Genomic DNA, 18,077 nt, shown 5'->3' with positions numbered 1-18,077 from the left:
TTAGTTTGCTGTTTGCTTAATCGCTTGATCCATTTCTTCGATTTTTGCCATTGCATTTGCATCGACAGCTTCCAATGCTTTTATCGCAGTTTCTAAAGCATTCTCATATTTATAATTTCGGAATAGTTTTTCAGCTTCAGATAATTGTGCAGAAAGAAGTGGATGAGCACTACGATACCTGTTGCCGAATTGAATCGCTAGCTCGACTAAACGTGCTTGATCTAACAACAATCTCGTTTGCTCCACAAAATTGCCTACCGACTTATTTGCTTCTCCAATACTATGTTGCACTTTGCCCATATCTAATGGATGTTTTTGCAACTGTTTTAAGACAATTTCACATTTCTCTGTTGCCTCTTCTAAAGCATTGACAATAAAAGATGGTATCCCCGGGATATTACTTTTTTGTAATTGCTTATTTGTACGAATTAAGTCTTGCTTCAGTTGAGCTATTTTTTCTTTTGCTTCGATTTCATCTTTTCGAAGATCACGGATTTGCACTTGGAAATCTTCTTGCGCACTATCTAATTTATTAATTTCTTCCGCAAAGGTATCTAATTCATCTTTAATCTCTAAATGATTTGACTTACGATCCTGATAATCGACTTCGATTTGTTTAAATTGATTTTCTAATTTTTCAAACCATTTTTCAATACTTAAAAATAATTCAAGATCCGCTTCCTCGATAAAATAGGTTTGCTGTAATTCTTTAAGTTGATTACCTGTATCTTGGATACTCTCCTGAATTTCTTCTAACTTTTGCTGCTGATTAGGAAATTGACTTTCAACGATTGATTTGGATTTTGCTTCTTTCTCAAGTAACTGAAACATTTCATTCAACCGGTCTTCCATTTGTTCAAGCGATTCAACGATCGCATCGGTTTCCCCGTTTTCTAATTCTTTAATCGAATTGATCAAATGGTTTTCATATTGCTTTAACTCTTTTTCAAAACCAAATTGTTGGACACGATACCCTTCCTCTTCCATCTCATCCATGCCTCTTAGTAAGTCTTTCATCTGATTAGGAAGTGTCTGTTTACACTGACGATATATGTCAGGAAATGAGCTAACCTTCTCTTCGATTAAATCAATCTCTTCTATTAATAGTTCAATAAGTTCTTGTGCTTCAATATAATTACCATCATCGGTTAATTGTGCATATTCTGACAGTCTTTTTTCTAACTTTGATAAGTCTGCTTCAAAAATAATCTCAGCTTTACCAAAAAGTGTGCGATTATGTAATAAGTATTTTTTCAACTCTTTTATACGGGGTGCTAACTCTTCAATTTGTTGACGAGCATACTTTTCTGAATCAAGTAAATGATCTAATTCTTTATACATGTCTTCAATATTTTTTTCTATGCTATTTAAGGATTCTTCTACAATTCGAATATTGTTTTTCGCCATTTTGATTCTGAATTTGTCAGCTGCTTCTTCCGCATCCAGTAAATATTCTTCCATATCTGGTAAGTCTCTTGTAAGGATAATATCCCAATTTTCTTTCCAACTCTCGAACTTCTCTTGTGTTTCCCCTGAGAGATTCAACTGTTTTACTTTTGCTAACTCTGAAGTTACATTTCGATTCATAATATCCATTTTCCATGCTTCTAGACGGTCTACATTGTCATAAATCTTTTTCCTGAATATGAGTCCGACTATGATTAACGCAATAATAATAAGAATTCCGCCGATCACGAATTCCAACATAATTAATCCTCCTTCAAACCAACCGATAACTGTTCTATTTCTCTCTATTTTTCATTGAATTTTGACACGACTTGTTATTACATGTAATGATACCATGATTCCACGCCTTATTGCTAAGATTTTTACTATTTTTTGAATATTTTTATCGATTCCTGTTCTATTCCCTGCAAGATTATTCATTTGTAACAGTACGCAATGTATTGTATGATATATGAAATTCTTACATTCACAGTAATTAAGGGAGTGGAATATATGTTTGAAACAACCGATTATAAAGGCGCAAAAGAAAAAGACTATCCGATTGTTATTAAGCAATTAGACGCATTACTTCAAGATGAGCCAGATACAATTGCTAACCTATCTAATGCATCGGCATTATTGAATCAATTCTTAAATGAGGTTAATTGGGTTGGGTTTTATATTTGGAAAGAGGATGAACTTGTACTAGGACCTTTCCAAGGTTTACCGGCATGTGTTCGAATTAAGAGCGGTAAGGGTGTTTGCGGGACGGCAGTATCAGAGCAAAAGACACAATTAGTTGCTGACGTGCATCAATTCCCTGGTCATATTGCTTGTGATGCAGCAAGCCAATCAGAGATCGTTGTTCCTATTATCAAAAACGGAGAAATTTTTGGTGTACTTGATATTGATAGTCCGAACAAAAATCGTTTTGACGAAATCGATCAGAAATATTTAGAACAATTTGTAGAAACATTAGAAAAATATATCTAAGTAATAACAGGTTCCTGTTGACATTCCCGCTCTCGCATCATATAATGAACTTTGTGTAAAAAAGGTAGCCTATGTGAACCGCTGGCTGACTATTTTGTTCCTTACGAACGAATGTAAGGTGCATCGAGTAACTCTCTGCTACTAGGGCGAGGATGCATGAAAAACAAAATAGCTGTCGAGTTGAGGGACACACTGTCTTATTTTATGCAAAATTCATATATAAAGGAGAAGATGCACTATGGCTCGCTATACAGGATCTGTATGGAAAAAGTCTCGTCGTCTTGGTATCTCATTAACAGGTACTGGTAAGGAGTTAGACAAACGTCCTTACGCACCAGGTCAACACGGACCTAATCAACGTCGTAAACTATCAGAATATGGTTTACAATTACAAGAAAAACAAAAGCTACGTTTCATGTACGGAGTGACAGAACGTCAATTCCGTAACCTATTTGACGCAGCTGGCGCTATGAAAGGTATCCATGGTGAGAACTTCATGATCTTACTTGAATCTCGTCTTGATAACCTTGTTTACCGTCTAGGACTTGCACGTACTCGTCGTCAAGCTCGCCAATTAGTAAACCATGGTCACATTACAGTAGACGGAGGTCGCGTTGACATTCCTTCTTACAAAGTAAAACCTGGTCAAGTAATTGGTGTTCGTGAAAAATCTCAAAAGCTAGACATTATTGCTGAAGCTATTGAGGCTAACTCTTTCACACCTGAATTTGTATCATTCGATGCAGACAAACTAGAAGGTACTTTCACTCGCTTACCAGAGCGTTCTGAATTACCAGCAGAAATTAACGAAGCGCTTATTGTTGAGTTCTACTCTCGTTAATATACTTGCTTCATAAAGAGCAATCAAAAACCCCCAGTAATGTTGACTTATCAGCAATACTGGGGGTTTTCATTTTTTTCTGTGCTTAGTAGAATAATGATGTATTCTCCCTCAGCAAACGCGCACTATTGTTGTGTAACTAATATTATTAATCTCGATTCAAGTGGTAGATTAGTTGAACAACGCCAGAAGAGTAAGTTCTTGTACTAATTAATTTTAAATTTAACTTCTGTTTTACATCTGTAAAAAGTGGCCTTCCTTCTCCTAAAATAACAGGATGAACAGATAGTCTGAATTCATCCACAAGTCCCAAATCGATGAAAGTTTGAATAAGACTTGCTCCACCGTATAACCAGATGTCTTTACCCGTCTGATTCTTTAATTTATTTACTTCTTCAAGAATATTATTGTTTATGAAAATTGCTTTTTTGTCAGACCCTTTCTGCGTTTTAGAAAACACATATTTTTCTTTACTGTGAACTAATTCCCACATTTCTTTTTCAGCATTAGCATCTTCCATTGTTGGAATATATTGTCCCCATAAATCATAACTTTTTCTTCCATACAAAATAGTATCAATTTGATTTAGGAAATTAGCAAACCCCATCTCAGAGTCCATTATGCACCAATCAACTTCACCATTTTTTCCTTCAATAAAGCCATCCAGTGTTACAGCTAAATCTAAAATTACGTTTCTTGTACTTACTACATTGTTCATTGTTTTTCCTCCCTCGGTTGTTACTCAATCTAGCCCAGTACTATATAAATAGTAAACTTTTGGGCGGTTCTGATGGATCAAAAAGCCACCAGCACCGTCACCTTTAATTTCTGTTTCATAATTTTCACTTCATCGAGAGCATGCTACACCCTAACACGTTTATTTTACAATATTTCCTTTTATAAATGTACTTTTGAGTGTATATTAACCTTAGCAGTACTCAAAATTGCTATTTCCCTCTCAAACGCTTTATTCATTTCTGTAAGATTATTTAATATTTTTTCATATTGATTGGCATTTGAATACAATAAAATGTGATGATACATTTATTCTATCAATGAAATACACTATTTTAGTTAGGAGGAAAACATTTTGAACCCTAAAAAAATTGCTGGTGAAAAAGCGGTACAATATGTTGAGGATGGTATGACTGTAGGCCTTGGAACAGGATCAACGGTTTATTTTTCTATTATTAAGTTAGGGGAACTCCTAAAAGAAGGACTAAATATCAAAGGAGTCCCGACTTCTATACAAACGGAGAAGTTAGCAAAAGATTTAGAGATACCATTAGTATCTATGTCCTCTGTTGATTATTTAGACCTAACAATAGATGGTGCCGATGAAGCCAATCATGATTTTGAACTTATAAAAGGTGGTGGCGGTGCTTTATTACGTGAGAAAATGGTGGCTTCTATTTCTAAAAAATTTATTGTAGTAATCGATGAATCAAAATATGTGAATCAATTGGGTAAGTTTCCTTTACCTGTCGAGATCGTACCATTCAGTTGGGAAACTACGCTTAACACGATTAAAAAGCTGGGCTGCACTCCAAAAATAAGAAGTAATAAAAATGCCTCCCCTTTTATAACAGATAATCAAAATTATATTGCTGACTGTTATTTTGAGATTATTGACAATCCCGCTGTACTAAATCAGCAACTGAACATGATACCTGGCGTAGTTGAAAATGGTCTCTTTATTAAAATGGCCGATACTATTGTGCTAGGTAGGAAAAATGGTGATGTAACGATAATGAGTTAAAGAGTTTCCACTAGAATGTAAGATTTACAGATAATAATTCTTACATAAGTTAAAATGATGTTTTTCGTGTATTCCTATTAAGTTGATACTCTGAATTAAATTAGGATAATAAGCTATAGGATCAGGATAACGGATCTGTCCAGCAATATCATCAGGAATATTAGCTAACCCTTCTTCTAGTATATGCGTTTCCGTTTCCAGGTTTATTATTATCTCTTCAAACATAATTTTATCCTGAATTCCTTTAGGTGGTAACAAAACAGAAGGAGCTTTCATCGGTTGTTTGTTATTCTGTGTATATTCTGCATAAATATCATGAATATCGGTTTTATAAGATGCTCTTCGTCTTATTGTTGCAATCGGTTTATATATGGGTACATATATTTTATTTAACTGGCGGAATCGTTTGACCATTAGATATAAGTGATAATATGTTTCCCCAAAGGACCACTTACCTTCAATAGGTGGTTCCCACTCTCTATCTTTAAACGGTTTTAAGACATCTAAGAATGTTTCTCTTTGTTCATAAATCCTGTTAAAGTGTTTCTTCATATATGAGCTTTGCAGAATACTCTCCTCCTTAAAAACAAATCTAACTGCTATATTCCCTTCCATCCTAACATAAAATTTTGAATTACTTGTACTCCTTTAATAATCGTTTATTTGTCTATCCTTTTTTGGGGCGATCCATATTGCATGCTTAGTCATTGCTGCGGAAAGACTTTGCGTTAGGACTTGGAATAAAATTTTTTTAAAATTGTTGATGTTCTCTTGATACATAACTAATAATTGTTCTTTAATCCAATTTAAGAATATTTCATCCATAATTAATTTGTTAGAAGAAAAAATATGTATTCAATCGGACATAGAAAAACAAAGATAGATACAAAAAAAGATTTGATGGATATTCTATAAACACCACCAAATCTTTTTATCAACCCTTTCAACTATTTTTTGTTCTCATCCTGCGCGCCCCACCAAGAAATGTTTTTCAAACCTTTGACATTTTTATAATAAAATTTCGGATCAGTGCCTTCTTTCTTTTGTTTCATATAATCTTGTAAAACTTGGATGGCAATTTTACTTAATAACAGAATTGCGATTAAGTTAACTACCGCCATCAACGCCATAAACATGTCAGCCATATTCCAAACTAACTGAATTGAAGCAAGTGAGCCGAACATCACCATAGCTAATACTAAAACGCGGTAAATGTTTAGCCAAATACCGTTATGATTTAGAAAGCTGACATTTGTTTCACCATAATAGTAATTGCCCACAACAGAACTAAATGCAAAGAAGAAAATAGTGATCGCTAAGAAGATCGATGCCCATTCTCCTACATGGGCGCTTAAGGCAACTTGTGTTAGTTGAATCCCATCTTCGGACGCTTGATAAAAGTTGTCATATAATATAATGATAAACGCTGTTAAACTACAGATTACTATCGTGTCAAAGAATACTGCCAAGGATTGAACTAAGCCTTGTTTTACTGGGTGATTGACACCAGCGGTTGCGGCTGCGTTTGGTGCACTACCCATACCAGCTTCATTGGAAAACAATCCACGACGAATCCCATACATCATTGCTGCCCCGATTCCACCACCAAACACTTCTTCTAAGCCAAATGCATTACGAATAATAAGCATAAATACATCAGGAATGGCTGTTATATTTGTAAAAACAACATAAAAACCTACCGCCATATAAATAATAGCCATTATTGGTACAATAATTCCTGCGACAGATGCAATTCGCTTAATTCCACCAAAAATAATGATACCTGCTAATACCACTAACACAATACCTGTCCAAATCGGATCAATATTAAACGCTTGGTCTACTGCTTGAGATATTGTATTAGCTTGTACAGCATTAAAAATGAAACCAAATGTAATCGTTATTAAAATAGAGAATAGGATCCCCATCCACTTTTGGCCTAAAGCCTTTTCCATATAATAGGCTGGCCCACCACGGAAGCCATCTTTATCAGGAACTTTGTAAACTTGTGCTAATGTACTTTCAATAAAGGCAGTAGACATACCAATTAACGCGATAATCCACATCCAAAAAACTGCACCGGGTCCACCAATAGCAACAGCTAGTGCAACCCCTGCTAAATTCCCTGTACCAACTCGTGATGCAATCGTGATACTAAACGCTTGAAACGCATTGGTACCACGTTTACCACTTTGCTCAACAGCTTCTTCGGATATTACTTTGAACATTTCACCGAATAAACGAAATTGTACAAACCTGGATCTGATCGTGAAAAACAAGCCTGCGAAGATTAGTAAGTAAATTAGTACATAATCCCATAGAATGAGGTTTCCCCAATCGATAATTTTTGTGATGACATACTCTGCTTTTTCCATGTTGTTCACTCCTCTCATGCAAAACATATACCCAAAATTACAATAATTTATTACAAAATCTTGAAAAAAATAAAAATCCCTATCCAAAATTTTGGACAGGGGTATGTATTATTATAGATACTGATCTCTATTTATTCGAACAATCTCATCATTTAACGATGACTTCTACTTTTTCTATCCGGTTTGCTACCGCTTCTGTTAAGTCTTCTGTTGTTTTCGGTACTAATGATTTTAGAATGGTATTCACCATCGGTCCCTTCATCCCACCAGCATTAATATCCAAATTACCGATGATTTCTGTTTGATTTGCCGTTATTTCTTTAGCGACAAAACTTCCTTTGCCGACGATATTATCATATATACCTGTTAGATTAAATGTCACGGTAGTTGGTTCTATCCATTCTTTAATATCCACTCTAAGTGCTACTGTTTTTTGCATAATTCCAATATCACCTTTAAATTTCCAAGTCGATTGTCGTTCGGTTATACGTTGATGTTCCAGGTAACCTGGTACTAATGGGGCCCAGTTGTTCATATCACGTACAAATTCCCATACTTTTGCGATTGGGACCTCTAATTTCATGTTGTGTTTTCCGTTTGGCATTTATCATTCCCCCTCGTTACTACCTATGTACAGATTCATAAAAATATTCCGCAAACATATTCTTTGTTTTAATTTTTCATTAATAGGGAAAAATTTTACTATTCAGTATAAGGACAAGCATAAACTTGTAACAAAGATACAGGATAATTATAGGGGGTGGTGGCCATATATAAAAAACAGGAAAAATGGTTAATAGGTTTAGCTTTTCTAGTAGCATTTATTATTGGATTATCATTATTTGGCAGAATTTTTTCAGGATAAGGAGTTTAGCGTATGGATAATGAGCAAGCAGTATTTTTCAGTCGGTTATTAACAGAACTTACATTATCTTTTCATATCATTTATGCAACAATCGGCGTTGGAATTCCTTTGTTAATTTTTATTGCACAATGGATGGGTATTAAAAAACAAGACGAGCATTATATTTTGCTTGCTAGGAGATGGACAAGAGGGTTCATCATCACGGTGGCGGTTGGCGTCGTTACTGGGACTGCGATAGGCCTGCAATTAAATTTATTATGGCCAACCTTTATGGAGCTCGCTGGAAATGTCATTGCATTACCTTTATTTATGGAGACATTTGCTTTTTTCTTTGAAGCAATCTTTTTAGGTATTTATTTATATACATGGGATCGCTTTGAAGATCAACGTAAACATATGTTATTACTGATTCCTGTTGCCGTCGGTGCTTCTTTTTCTGCAGTTTTTATTACGATGGTAAATGCGTTTATGAACGCACCACAAGGGTTTGAATTTTCGAATGGTGACTTAATTAATGTTCAACCACTCATTGCTATGTTTAACCCTGCCATGCCAACCAAAGTAGCTCACGTATTAGCGACCGCCTATATGACATCTGCTTTTATTCTAGCTGCAATCGGTGCATACCGCTTACTTAAAGGTTCCAACCATGACTATCATAAAAAGGCACTATTATTAACAATGAAAGTAGGCCTTGTATTTTCAATTGCAGCGGCCATTATTGGCGATTTTTCCGGAAAATACTTAGCTGAATACCAACCGGAGAAATTAGCTGCATTGGAATGGCATTTTGAAACAGAAGAAGCTGCTTCTCTTACGCTCTTCGGGATTTTAGAAAATGGAGAAGAAGTCAAATATGCTATAAAAATACCTTATGCATTAAGTATCTTAGCACACGGTGATCCAAACGCTGAAGTGATTGGCTTGGACCAATTTCCCGAAGACGAGATTCCACCTTTATATATTCATTATTTATTTATAACGATGGTGTTGATCGGAATGTTCGCCGCATTACTATCCGGTTTTTATGTGTTAGGGAATTGGTTGAGGAGAAAATTCATTCTCAGAAGATTCTTCTTATGGTTAATTGTTGCTTCAGGCCCTCTCTGTATGTTAGCAATTGAAGCTGGTTGGTGGCTTGCTGAAGTGGGTCGACAACCATGGGTATTAAGAGGACTTTTAAAAACAGAAGATGCCGCCACCACAAGTGGACAGGTAGACTTGATGCTTTATCTGTTTATATTGTTATATTTGGTTCTTGGATTTGCAAGTGCCTTTGTTCTGATCAGAATGTTCAAACACAATCCAGTAGAACAAGAATTATTAGACCGTCAAAGGGAAAGAAGGTGATTAGCAATGGCTTATGAATTAATTGGGATATCTGTATTATGGATCTTTTTATTTGGCTATATCATAGTTGCATCAATTGATTTTGGTGCAGGTTTCTTTAATGCATATAGTGTGATGACAAACAAGCATCATATTATCAGTAACATCATTCAACGATATCTTTCACCTGTTTGGGAAGTAACCAATGTATTTCTCGTTTTCTTTTTTGTCGGGATGGTTGGATTTTTTCCAAGTACCGCCTATTATTATGGAACAGTACTATTAGTTCCAGCTAGTCTCTCGCTTGTACTTTTAGCGATCCGTGGCTCGTATTATGCGTTTAGCACATATGGTCAATTAAAAAGTAAGATGTGGATCTATTTGTATGGTTTTTCTGGTCTGTTAATTCCGGCATCGCTCTCGATTGTATTAACGATTTCAGAAGGCGGCTTTATTACAGAATCAGCAAACAGCCTATCATTAAATTATGCGGCGTTATTTACCAGTCCTTTAACATGGAGTATTGTCGTATTAAGTCTTGCTTCCGTATTATATATTTCTGCCGTTTTTCTCACATGGTATGCCAATAAAGCAAAGGATGTAGAGGCAACAAAATTACTGAGGAAATACGCGTTAATTTGGTCCGCTCCAACAATGGTGACAGCATCCGGAATCATAATAGAATTACGATCACATAATTATGATCATTTTCAAAACATGCTTGATCTTTGGTGGTTATTTTTTATTTCTGGCTTGTTATTTCTAGCGACCGTTATCTTACTATGGCAGAAAAGAAAATATGGCTTAGCGTTTATCCTTTTAATTGGTCAATTTCTTGTAGCCTTTTTCGCTTATGGTATTTCTCATTATCCATATCTTCTCTACCCATTTTTAACGATTGAAGAAGGGTTTACGAGTGAAGGAATGGCAATAGCCTTAATTATTGCTTTTATAGCTGGTCTATGTTTATTACTCCCTTCTCTTTTTTTATTGTTAAGGCTATTTTTATTTAACAAAAACTATGTCGAAGGAAAATATAAGGGGTGATCTTGTGGATGAATTTATTTATTTTTATGGTCCATTTGTAATTATTATCATTGCTTTTATTGTAACCTTTTGGTTGGTTTGGAAGGAATAATCGCTGATTTGAAGACACATCGGAAAATTGATGAAGATTGCTTATATATTATTTGAGTTGAGGGTAAGTTATTGTTAATGAATTCATCTAAAAATTGACCAAAAAATATAAGAAATGAAACTGGAGGTAACGTTATGGTCACACAACATACAAGTAAGACAACTCCTCAAACAATAAAGCTTACCGCTCCTGAAATGGCTAATCTTTGGTCACAATATCAAAATGATACGATGGCAATATGCATGTACAAATATATGCTAGAACACGTTGAAGATAAATCAATTCGACGTGTGTTACAATTTGCTCTAAAAACTGCCCAACGACATGTTCCAATTATCAAAGACTATTTTATTGAAGAAAAGTTCCCTGTACCCCATGGATATACAGAAAAAGATGTCAATCTAAAAGCTCCGCGTTTATTCGAAGAGACTTTATGTCTGACCTATACTTACGTAATGAGTGTCAATGGATTAGCTGGGTATGCCGCTGCATTAACTACTAATGTGCGACGTGACCTAAGAGATTACTTTGTTGAATGTCAAAATGAAACGATGGAGTTGTTCAATAATTCTTTAGATGTACTATTGGAAAAAGGAATTGTATCACGACCACCAATCATAAGTCCTGCCGACTCTGTCCATTTTATCGAGAAACAAGCCTTTATGGAAGGTTTACTGGGAGGAAATAGACCGTTAAGTTGTATTGAAATAAGTCATCTATTCTGGGATTTGAAAAAAGTTGAGTTAAGCAGAGCTTTTACAATGGCATTCGCTCAGGTTTCCAAGTCGAAGGAAGCAAAGAAATATTTATTGCGAGGATCAAAAATGTATGCAAAACACATAGAAATTCTTCAATCCGTATTAGCATTGGAAGAACTCCCTTTTCCAAAATCAATCAGCTCAGAAATTACCAATTCGACGATATCCCCGTTTTCTGACAGACTTATGATGTACCACAAATCTTTTTTAGGTGGAACAACAATCAGTTTTTATGGTACTGCGATAGGTACTTCTCAACGTGCGGACTTAATTCTTCATTACACAAGGCTAGCTTCTGAAATGGCTAAATATATGGAAGATGGTATGAATATTATGATTGAAAACAATTGGATGGAAGAACCCCCATTGTGTGATGACAGAGGAAAATTAACGAAAAAGAAATAGAAAAATATCACCATTTAAAAAGTAGTTCAATCCAGGGTACAAAACCATCCATTTGTACTCCTAAACTGAACTACTGAGTTTTTTCCTTCTCCAATCAATTAAAAACGGATTAAGAAGTATTTTTTCTTACCACGACGAATGATCGTAAATTTATCTTCAATCCGATCCTCGTGAGTCAATTGATGCGTCAATTCTTGATTTCTCACACCATTTATATAGACTGCACCATTCTTAATATCTTCACGTGCTTGGCGTTTTGACGAAGAGATTCCTGCTTCCACTAATAAATCAATTAAGCCGATTTCTTTATTGTCGATAGATACCGATGGCACATCTTTAAAACCTTGTTCAATTTCTTTCGCATTTAAGGAAGCTAAATCGCCACTAAATAACGCTTCGGTAATTTTCTGAGCTTGTTGCAGTGCTTCTTCCCCATGTACAAGTTTTGTCATTTCTTCAGCTAATCGTTTATGTGGCACTCGTTTCTCAGGTGCTTCTGCTAGTTCCTTTTCTAATGCTGCAATTTCTTCAAAATCGATAAATGTGAAGTATTTAATGAAACGAAGTACATCTCGATCATCGGTATTAATCCAAAATTGGTAAAACTCATATGGAGTCGTTTTTTCAGGATCTAACCATACTGCTCCCCCTGCTGTTTTACCAAATTTCGTTCCATCACTTTTTGTAATAAGTGGCACAGTCAGACCAAACACTTCTGCTTCGTCTTCTTCATTTTCAAATTGTTTACGACGAATCAATTCCATACCTGCTGTGATGTTTCCCCATTGATCACTGCCACCAATTTGTAGTGTGCAATTTTCTTTTTTATAAAGATTTAAGAAATCAATCGATTGTAACAACATGTAACTAAACTCGGTAAAAGAGATGCCATTCTCGAGACGTGATTCTACAGAGTCCTTGGCTAACATATAATTGATACTAAAGTGTTTTCCGATATCACGTAAAATTTCAATAAATGTCATTGACGATAACCATTCATGATTATTACGAGCAACGGCACTGTTCTCACCTTGATCAAAATTTAAAAGTCCTGCTAATTGTTCTTTAATGCTGTCACTAAATCCTTTAACGACTTCTGGACTATTGAGTGATCTTTCTGAGGAACGACCACTTGGGTCCCCTATCATGCCAGTTCCTCCGCCAATTAAAGCGATCGGACGATGACCTGCTTGCTGAAATCTCTTTAACATAAGTACAGGTAATAAGTGACCAATGTGTAAACTATCCGCAGTCGGATCAAATCCACAGTAAAGGGTTACTACATTTTCATCTAAATGTTTTCTTAATCCTTTGTCATCTGTAGTCTGTTGAATTAAATCTCTTTTTGCCAGTTCATCTAAAATATGCATTTCATTTCCACTCCTCTTTCTCTTTAAATTTATTAAAAAGACTTTAAAACATAAAAAAACTCCTCCCAGGAAAAAGGGACGAGAAAATTCGCGGTACCACCCTTGTTGCAATAATAAACTATTGCCACTTAAGGAAATAACGATGTACACCACACCGTCTTCATTCTACATGAAGAAGCTCTTGAACGTAATTCGTCATAAGATTTTTTACTAGCTTTCACCAAACCGCTAGCTCTCTAAGAAAGGGAATCTTACCACTACTTCAATCAATCATTGCCATGGTATTTAATTGTTATAACATTATTAGCACAATTGTAATCAAAATGCAATATTTTTTTGTGAAATCATGCCGAAATTATTTGACGTCTATGCTATAATATTTAAGGGAATAATGGGAGGTAATCGTATGAATTTCAAAGAATTTTTTCATAAAACATGGCAAGCCATGAAAGAAACATGGCAAAAAAAGATTATCCAACGCTCAACACGTATAAGCTATCATATATTATGGAATATCGTCTTATTTTTTATTACGATAGGTATTGTCGGTGGATTCTTTGTAGCCGGATTAGGTGCAGGTTATTTTGCCTCACTAGTCGATGACGAAGAAATACAAACGGAAGAACAAATGGCAAGTGCCATTTATAACTATGAAGAAACTTCCGAACTATATTTTGCTGATAATATCTTTTTATCAGAAATCAGTTCTGAGCTATTAAGAGAACAAACTTCTCTCGATAAGGTGAGTGAAAATGTTCGAAATGCTGTCATCGCAACGGAAGATGAATATTTTAATTCGCATAATGGTATTGTACCTAAGGCTATCATGCGGGCTGTTTTTCAAGAGGTAACAAATTCCGCAACGAAAACTGGTGGAAGTACCTTAACACAACAAGTAATTAAAAACCAAATTTTAACCAATGAAGTTTCGTTCGAAAGAAAAGCGAAAGAAATGTTATTAGCAATGCGATTGGAACAATTTTTTCAAAAAGATGAAATATTAGAGGCTTACCTTAATATTGTACCATTTGGAAGAAACTCATCAGGTCAAAATATTGCAGGTGTTCAAACAGCAGCAGAGGGTATTTTTGGTGTGAATGCTGATGAATTAAATTTACCACAATCGGCATTTATAGCCGGACTTCCACAAAGCCCATCCTATTATACACCATTTCTAAATGGTGGCGGTGTAAAAGATGAAGCAGGACTTGAGCCTGGATTAAATAGGATGCGATCGGTATTGAGCAGAATGTTAGAAGCGAAATACATCACACAAGAGCAATATCAAGAAGCACTAGATTATGATATAGTTGCTGATTTTATTCCAGAAGAAGAGTCTATTTTAGAGAAATATCCATACTTAATGGAAGAATTAAAAGATCGGGCTATTGATATTTTAGTTGGAGTGCTAGCTGAGCAAGATGGATATTCAAAAGAAGAGTTAGAATCCAGCAGTATATTACAAGAAGAATATCAAATTCGTGCCAATCGTGAATTAGGAAGTAATGGCTATAAAATTCATTCCACGATTGATAAAGAAATGTATGATGTTTTCCAAAAGATCGCTAAAGAATATAACAATTTTGGCAGAGATAAATTAGCTCGTAATGATAATAACAATAAGCCTATCATGATAGAAGATCCTGAAACAGGAGAAATGGTGCAATTAGGTGAGCAACCTGTCCAAGTAGGCTCTGTTTTAATTGAAAATAGTTCTGGCAGAATTTTAAGCTTTGTAGGTGGTCGAGACTTTGAGATTTCACAAAAAAATCATGCAACAAATGTAACACGTCAAAATGGTAGTACGATGAAACCACTAGCAGGGTATGGCCCAGCTATGGAAATGGGAGAAGTACAACCAGGGAGTGTCATAGCAGATGTTAAAAAAACCTATGGTGGTCATACACCTAGCAACTTTTCTCAGAGATATTATGGTTTAACTCCTGTAAGAGAAGCATTATACCGATCACACAATGCAACTGCTTTTGCTGTTTATGATCAAATAAAAAGTACTAGTATAGTAACGGATTATTTAGAAAAAATGGGATTCACTACTATTGCTGAAGAAGAAGGCGAATATGGATCCTTAGTTTTAGGTAGTCCTACTAACGGAGTTACAGTCGAAGAAAATACAAATGCATATGCCACTTTTGGCAATATGGGTAATTTTGTTGATGGGTATATGATTGAAAAGATTGAAACAAAAGATGGTGAAGTTGTTTTTCAACATGAAAGCGAAGAAGTCGAAGTATTCAGCCCTCAAACCAGTTATCTAATGATCGATATGTTACGTGATGTATTAACTCAAGGTACTGGTACAGCTGCCCGAGCAATCCTAACCAATAAAAGTGTCGATTGGGCTGGAAAAACAGGGACAACAAATGATTATAAAGATGCATGGTTTGTAGCTACCAACCCAAATGTAACTATTGGAACATGGATGGGATATGATTATAGGCAACGATTAGATGATGGGTATAGTAACCGAAATAATACTTTTTGGGCTCAATTAGTAAATGCTGCAACAGAAATCCGTCCAGATTTAATGGCTCCATCGCAAAAATTTGAAAGTCCTGGTGGGATTGTGTCAAGATCATATTGTGCTACATCTGGCTTATTAGCATCTGACCTTTGTAGTGAGCTTGGATTAGTTCAATCAGATATCTATAACGCTAATTATGTTCCATCTAAACGAGACAACAGTCTAATTAAAGAAAGCTATGCTACAATCAAAGATAAGGTTGTTTTAGCAGGAGAGAATACACCTGAAGAGTTTACCGATGGAGATGGTGTGAGTTTTAATCCTGAATGGCTAAATGATATGGGATATAACAAATTAGCTAATATAAAGCAACTAACGGCTGGTAAATCAGGTGTATGGCAAGATATTAAATATCCGGATGAAAATGAAGTAGAGAATGATGGCAAAGCACCTAATGCCCCTACTTCATTACAAATTAATAATCAAAGGTTAAACTGGAATCATTCAAGTAACAACGATGTGGTTGGTTATCGTATCTATCGTGCAAGTGATCCGGATGATGCAAATTTCCAACGCATTGGCTCTACTTCTGATACCTCCTTTACTGTACCTAGCAGTAAAGCTGTGTATCATATTAGAGCAGTCGATTATTTTGGACAAGAGTCCGCCCCTTCTAAAGTAATCGAAAAGGGAGACTTTTCTGAACCAGAACCTGATCCAAAACCAGAACCTAATCCTGACGATGAAAATAACAATTCAAATGATGATAATAGTGATGGTAACAACTCATCGAATAATGACAGTAATAATAACAGTGATTCGTCTGGTAACAACGGTAATTCTAACGGGAATGGTAATGGTAATGGGAGTGAGGATTCAAACAATAACGACAATAATGATGACAATTCAAATAATAATCCAGAACCTGAACCAGAACCAAATCCAGATGATGAATAAACGAAACACTCTTATCTACATCAGATAAGAGTGTTTTCTCATATTGCAAGCTCACAAAACACCAGTAAATGTTTCATTACAAGCTCAAAGCATAATAGAACCAAACTGCATAAAAGAAAGATTAAACGACATAATTTTGAAATGGTATATGTGCTTAGTAACCGCTCCGGCTTGCCCACTTCCCTTTCCGTGGGGTTTTCCCTTCAGCTAACTTTTCCACGCAAAAACCGCATGGAAAAGTTAGCTGAAGGGAAAACGATCCCACAGGAGGAAAGTGGCCGCCTACGCTAGTGGGACTCTACAACTATTGCAAATGCTAATATTTTGGATGGTTGCACAATACAATAAATCAACTTATATTGATTAGTAGTATAATGATAAATTGATGGGAAATAGTGAATACTCCAACATGATTATTCTTGCTTGAGTTGCAGATTATAAAAAAGCGCAGGCGTCGGCTTCCACTCCTGCGGGATGTTTTTATCCGAAGATCCACTTTTAAAGCGCACTTTGCTTAAAAAGTTAGCTTAGGAGAAAAACCCGCGGAAAGGGAAGCGGACAGCCGTAGCGGTTGCAAAGAACATGTAATATCTCATAATTACCACTACAATAGTGTCGCATAATCCTGTTTTTACGATATAGTGAAGCTGATTGGGGTGTTGCTGTTAAGTTGTCTTTTTATACGATATAATGAAGATAGAATCCTTTTAGAGGTGGTGATAGAACTTTTGAAACATACAAAGCTTTATCAGTGTGAATCGGTCGAAGCAAATGGTATAAATATTACATTAGAAGGCCCAGTTTCATCTCAAAAACTAACAAGCCTAACAATGAATATGGAACTTACAGCATTTCGACCACCAAAAGAACAATTAGACGCATTAATAGAAATCTCCACTTTACCTGAGGCAAGAGTTTATATTGCAACTGCTGACCAAGAGGTTATCGGATACGTCACCTATCTTCATCCCGATCCAATCGAACGCTGGTCAAAATATCCTTATGACAATATTTTAGAATTAGGAGCAATCGAAATTGCAACAGCTTATCGCGGAAATAAATTAGCATCACGATTAATTGAACTTTCCATGAAAGACGAAAACATGGAAAATTACATCATTCTATCCACTGAATACTATTGGCACTGGGATTTAAATTACTCACAATTAAGCGTATGGGATTATCGTAAAATCATGGAGAAAATGATGATGTCAGGTGACCTTTATCCTGCACCTACTAATGAACCTGAAATAATGGCACATCCTGCCAATTGTTTGATGGTTCGTATCGGAAAACATGTTGATAAAAAGGATAAAGAGTTATTTGATCGACTTCGATTTTTATCCTAAAGGAGTGAAT

14 protein-coding genes and 1 other annotated feature are annotated in these 18,077 nt (G+C 35.5%); of the genes, 8 read left to right on the top strand and 6 right to left on the bottom strand.

The features are described 5' to 3' along the window. Positions 1-1,707, bottom strand: a complete 1,707-nt coding sequence (locus BN3107_RS07845) for a septation ring formation regulator EzrA (RefSeq protein ID WP_058307088.1) — start codon at positions 1,705-1,707, stop codon at positions 1-3. A 252-nt stretch (positions 1,708-1,959) separates the two neighbouring features. On the opposite strand from BN3107_RS07845, the gene BN3107_RS07840 reads away from it, so the two are divergent. Both BN3107_RS07840 and rpsD read left to right on the top strand, forming a co-directional pair. Further along, positions 1,960-2,439: a GAF domain-containing protein gene (locus BN3107_RS07840; protein WP_058307087.1), complete on the top strand. Its 480-nt coding sequence runs from the start codon at positions 1,960-1,962 to the stop codon at positions 2,437-2,439. A gap of 238 nt (positions 2,440-2,677) precedes the next feature. Continuing rightward, positions 2,678-3,280 (top strand): 30S ribosomal protein S4, encoded by a 603-nt coding sequence (gene rpsD, locus BN3107_RS07835; RefSeq protein WP_058307086.1) that lies wholly within the window; start codon positions 2,678-2,680, stop codon positions 3,278-3,280. Between the two features lie 148 nt (positions 3,281-3,428). Here rpsD and BN3107_RS07830 read toward each other — a convergent pair whose 3' ends face one another. Then, positions 3,429-3,998, bottom strand: a complete 570-nt coding sequence (locus BN3107_RS07830) for a dihydrofolate reductase family protein (RefSeq protein ID WP_058307085.1) — start codon at positions 3,996-3,998, stop codon at positions 3,429-3,431. 372 nt (positions 3,999-4,370) lie between these two features. On the opposite strand from BN3107_RS07830, the gene rpiA reads away from it, so the two are divergent. Beyond that, the gene (gene rpiA / locus BN3107_RS07825) at positions 4,371-5,039 is read left to right on the top strand and encodes a ribose-5-phosphate isomerase RpiA (RefSeq protein ID WP_077065077.1); all 669 of its coding nucleotides are present in this window, start codon (positions 4,371-4,373) and stop codon (positions 5,037-5,039) included. Between the two features lie 24 nt (positions 5,040-5,063). Here the strand turns inward: rpiA and BN3107_RS07820 are convergent, their stop codons facing one another. The 3 genes from BN3107_RS07820 to BN3107_RS07810 form a co-directional block, all read right to left on the bottom strand. Beyond that, entirely contained in the window at positions 5,064-5,591 is a 528-nt protein-coding gene (locus BN3107_RS07820) for a DinB family protein (RefSeq protein WP_058307084.1), read from the bottom strand. Positions 5,592-5,986: 395 nt separating this feature from the next. After that, positions 5,987-7,414, bottom strand: a complete 1,428-nt coding sequence (locus BN3107_RS07815) for an alanine/glycine:cation symporter family protein (protein ID WP_058307083.1) — start codon at positions 7,412-7,414, stop codon at positions 5,987-5,989. A gap of 148 nt (positions 7,415-7,562) precedes the next feature. Further along, entirely contained in the window at positions 7,563-8,018 is a 456-nt protein-coding gene (locus BN3107_RS07810; protein ID WP_058307082.1) for a CoxG family protein, read from the bottom strand. A 273-nt stretch (positions 8,019-8,291) separates the two neighbouring features. On the opposite strand from BN3107_RS07810, the gene BN3107_RS07805 reads away from it, so the two are divergent. From BN3107_RS07805 to BN3107_RS07795, 3 genes are all read left to right on the top strand, one after another. After that, complete coding sequence (locus BN3107_RS07805; RefSeq protein ID WP_058307081.1) at positions 8,292-9,629, top strand: cytochrome ubiquinol oxidase subunit I; 1,338 nt, start codon at positions 8,292-8,294, stop codon at positions 9,627-9,629. Between the two features lie 6 nt (positions 9,630-9,635). Next, positions 9,636-10,655 (top strand): cytochrome d ubiquinol oxidase subunit II, encoded by a 1,020-nt coding sequence (locus BN3107_RS07800; RefSeq protein ID WP_058307080.1) that lies wholly within the window; start codon positions 9,636-9,638, stop codon positions 10,653-10,655. Positions 10,656-10,880: 225 nt separating this feature from the next. Continuing rightward, positions 10,881-11,909 carry a DUF3231 family protein gene (locus tag BN3107_RS07795; RefSeq protein WP_058307079.1) on the top strand — a complete coding sequence of 343 codons (1,029 nt, stop codon included), beginning with the start codon at positions 10,881-10,883 and terminating at the stop codon, positions 11,907-11,909. 98 nt (positions 11,910-12,007) lie between these two features. Here BN3107_RS07795 and tyrS read toward each other — a convergent pair whose 3' ends face one another. Next, positions 12,008-13,279: a tyrosine--tRNA ligase gene (gene tyrS, locus BN3107_RS07790; RefSeq protein ID WP_058307078.1), complete on the bottom strand. Its 1,272-nt coding sequence runs from the start codon at positions 13,277-13,279 to the stop codon at positions 12,008-12,010. 71 nt (positions 13,280-13,350) lie between these two features. Continuing rightward, positions 13,351-13,562 (bottom strand) — a binding site (T-box leader). A 123-nt stretch (positions 13,563-13,685) separates the two neighbouring features. Between tyrS and BN3107_RS07785 the strand changes: the two genes are divergently transcribed. Continuing rightward, positions 13,686-16,718, top strand: coding sequence for a transglycosylase domain-containing protein (locus tag BN3107_RS07785; protein WP_058307077.1), 3,033 nt, complete (start codon positions 13,686-13,688; stop codon positions 16,716-16,718). Between the two features lie 728 nt (positions 16,719-17,446). Then, positions 17,447-18,067, top strand: a complete 621-nt coding sequence (locus BN3107_RS07780; protein ID WP_058307076.1) for a GNAT family N-acetyltransferase — start codon at positions 17,447-17,449, stop codon at positions 18,065-18,067. The last annotated feature ends 10 nt before the right edge of the window (positions 18,068-18,077 follow it).

The sequence above is a fragment of the Gracilibacillus massiliensis genome (assembly GCF_001458115.1).
Lineage (GTDB): Bacteria > Bacillota > Bacilli > Bacillales > Amphibacillaceae > Gracilibacillus > Gracilibacillus massiliensis.
Note: the sequence above shows the minus strand (reverse complement) of the source record. Positions and strands in the feature narration are given on the sequence as shown.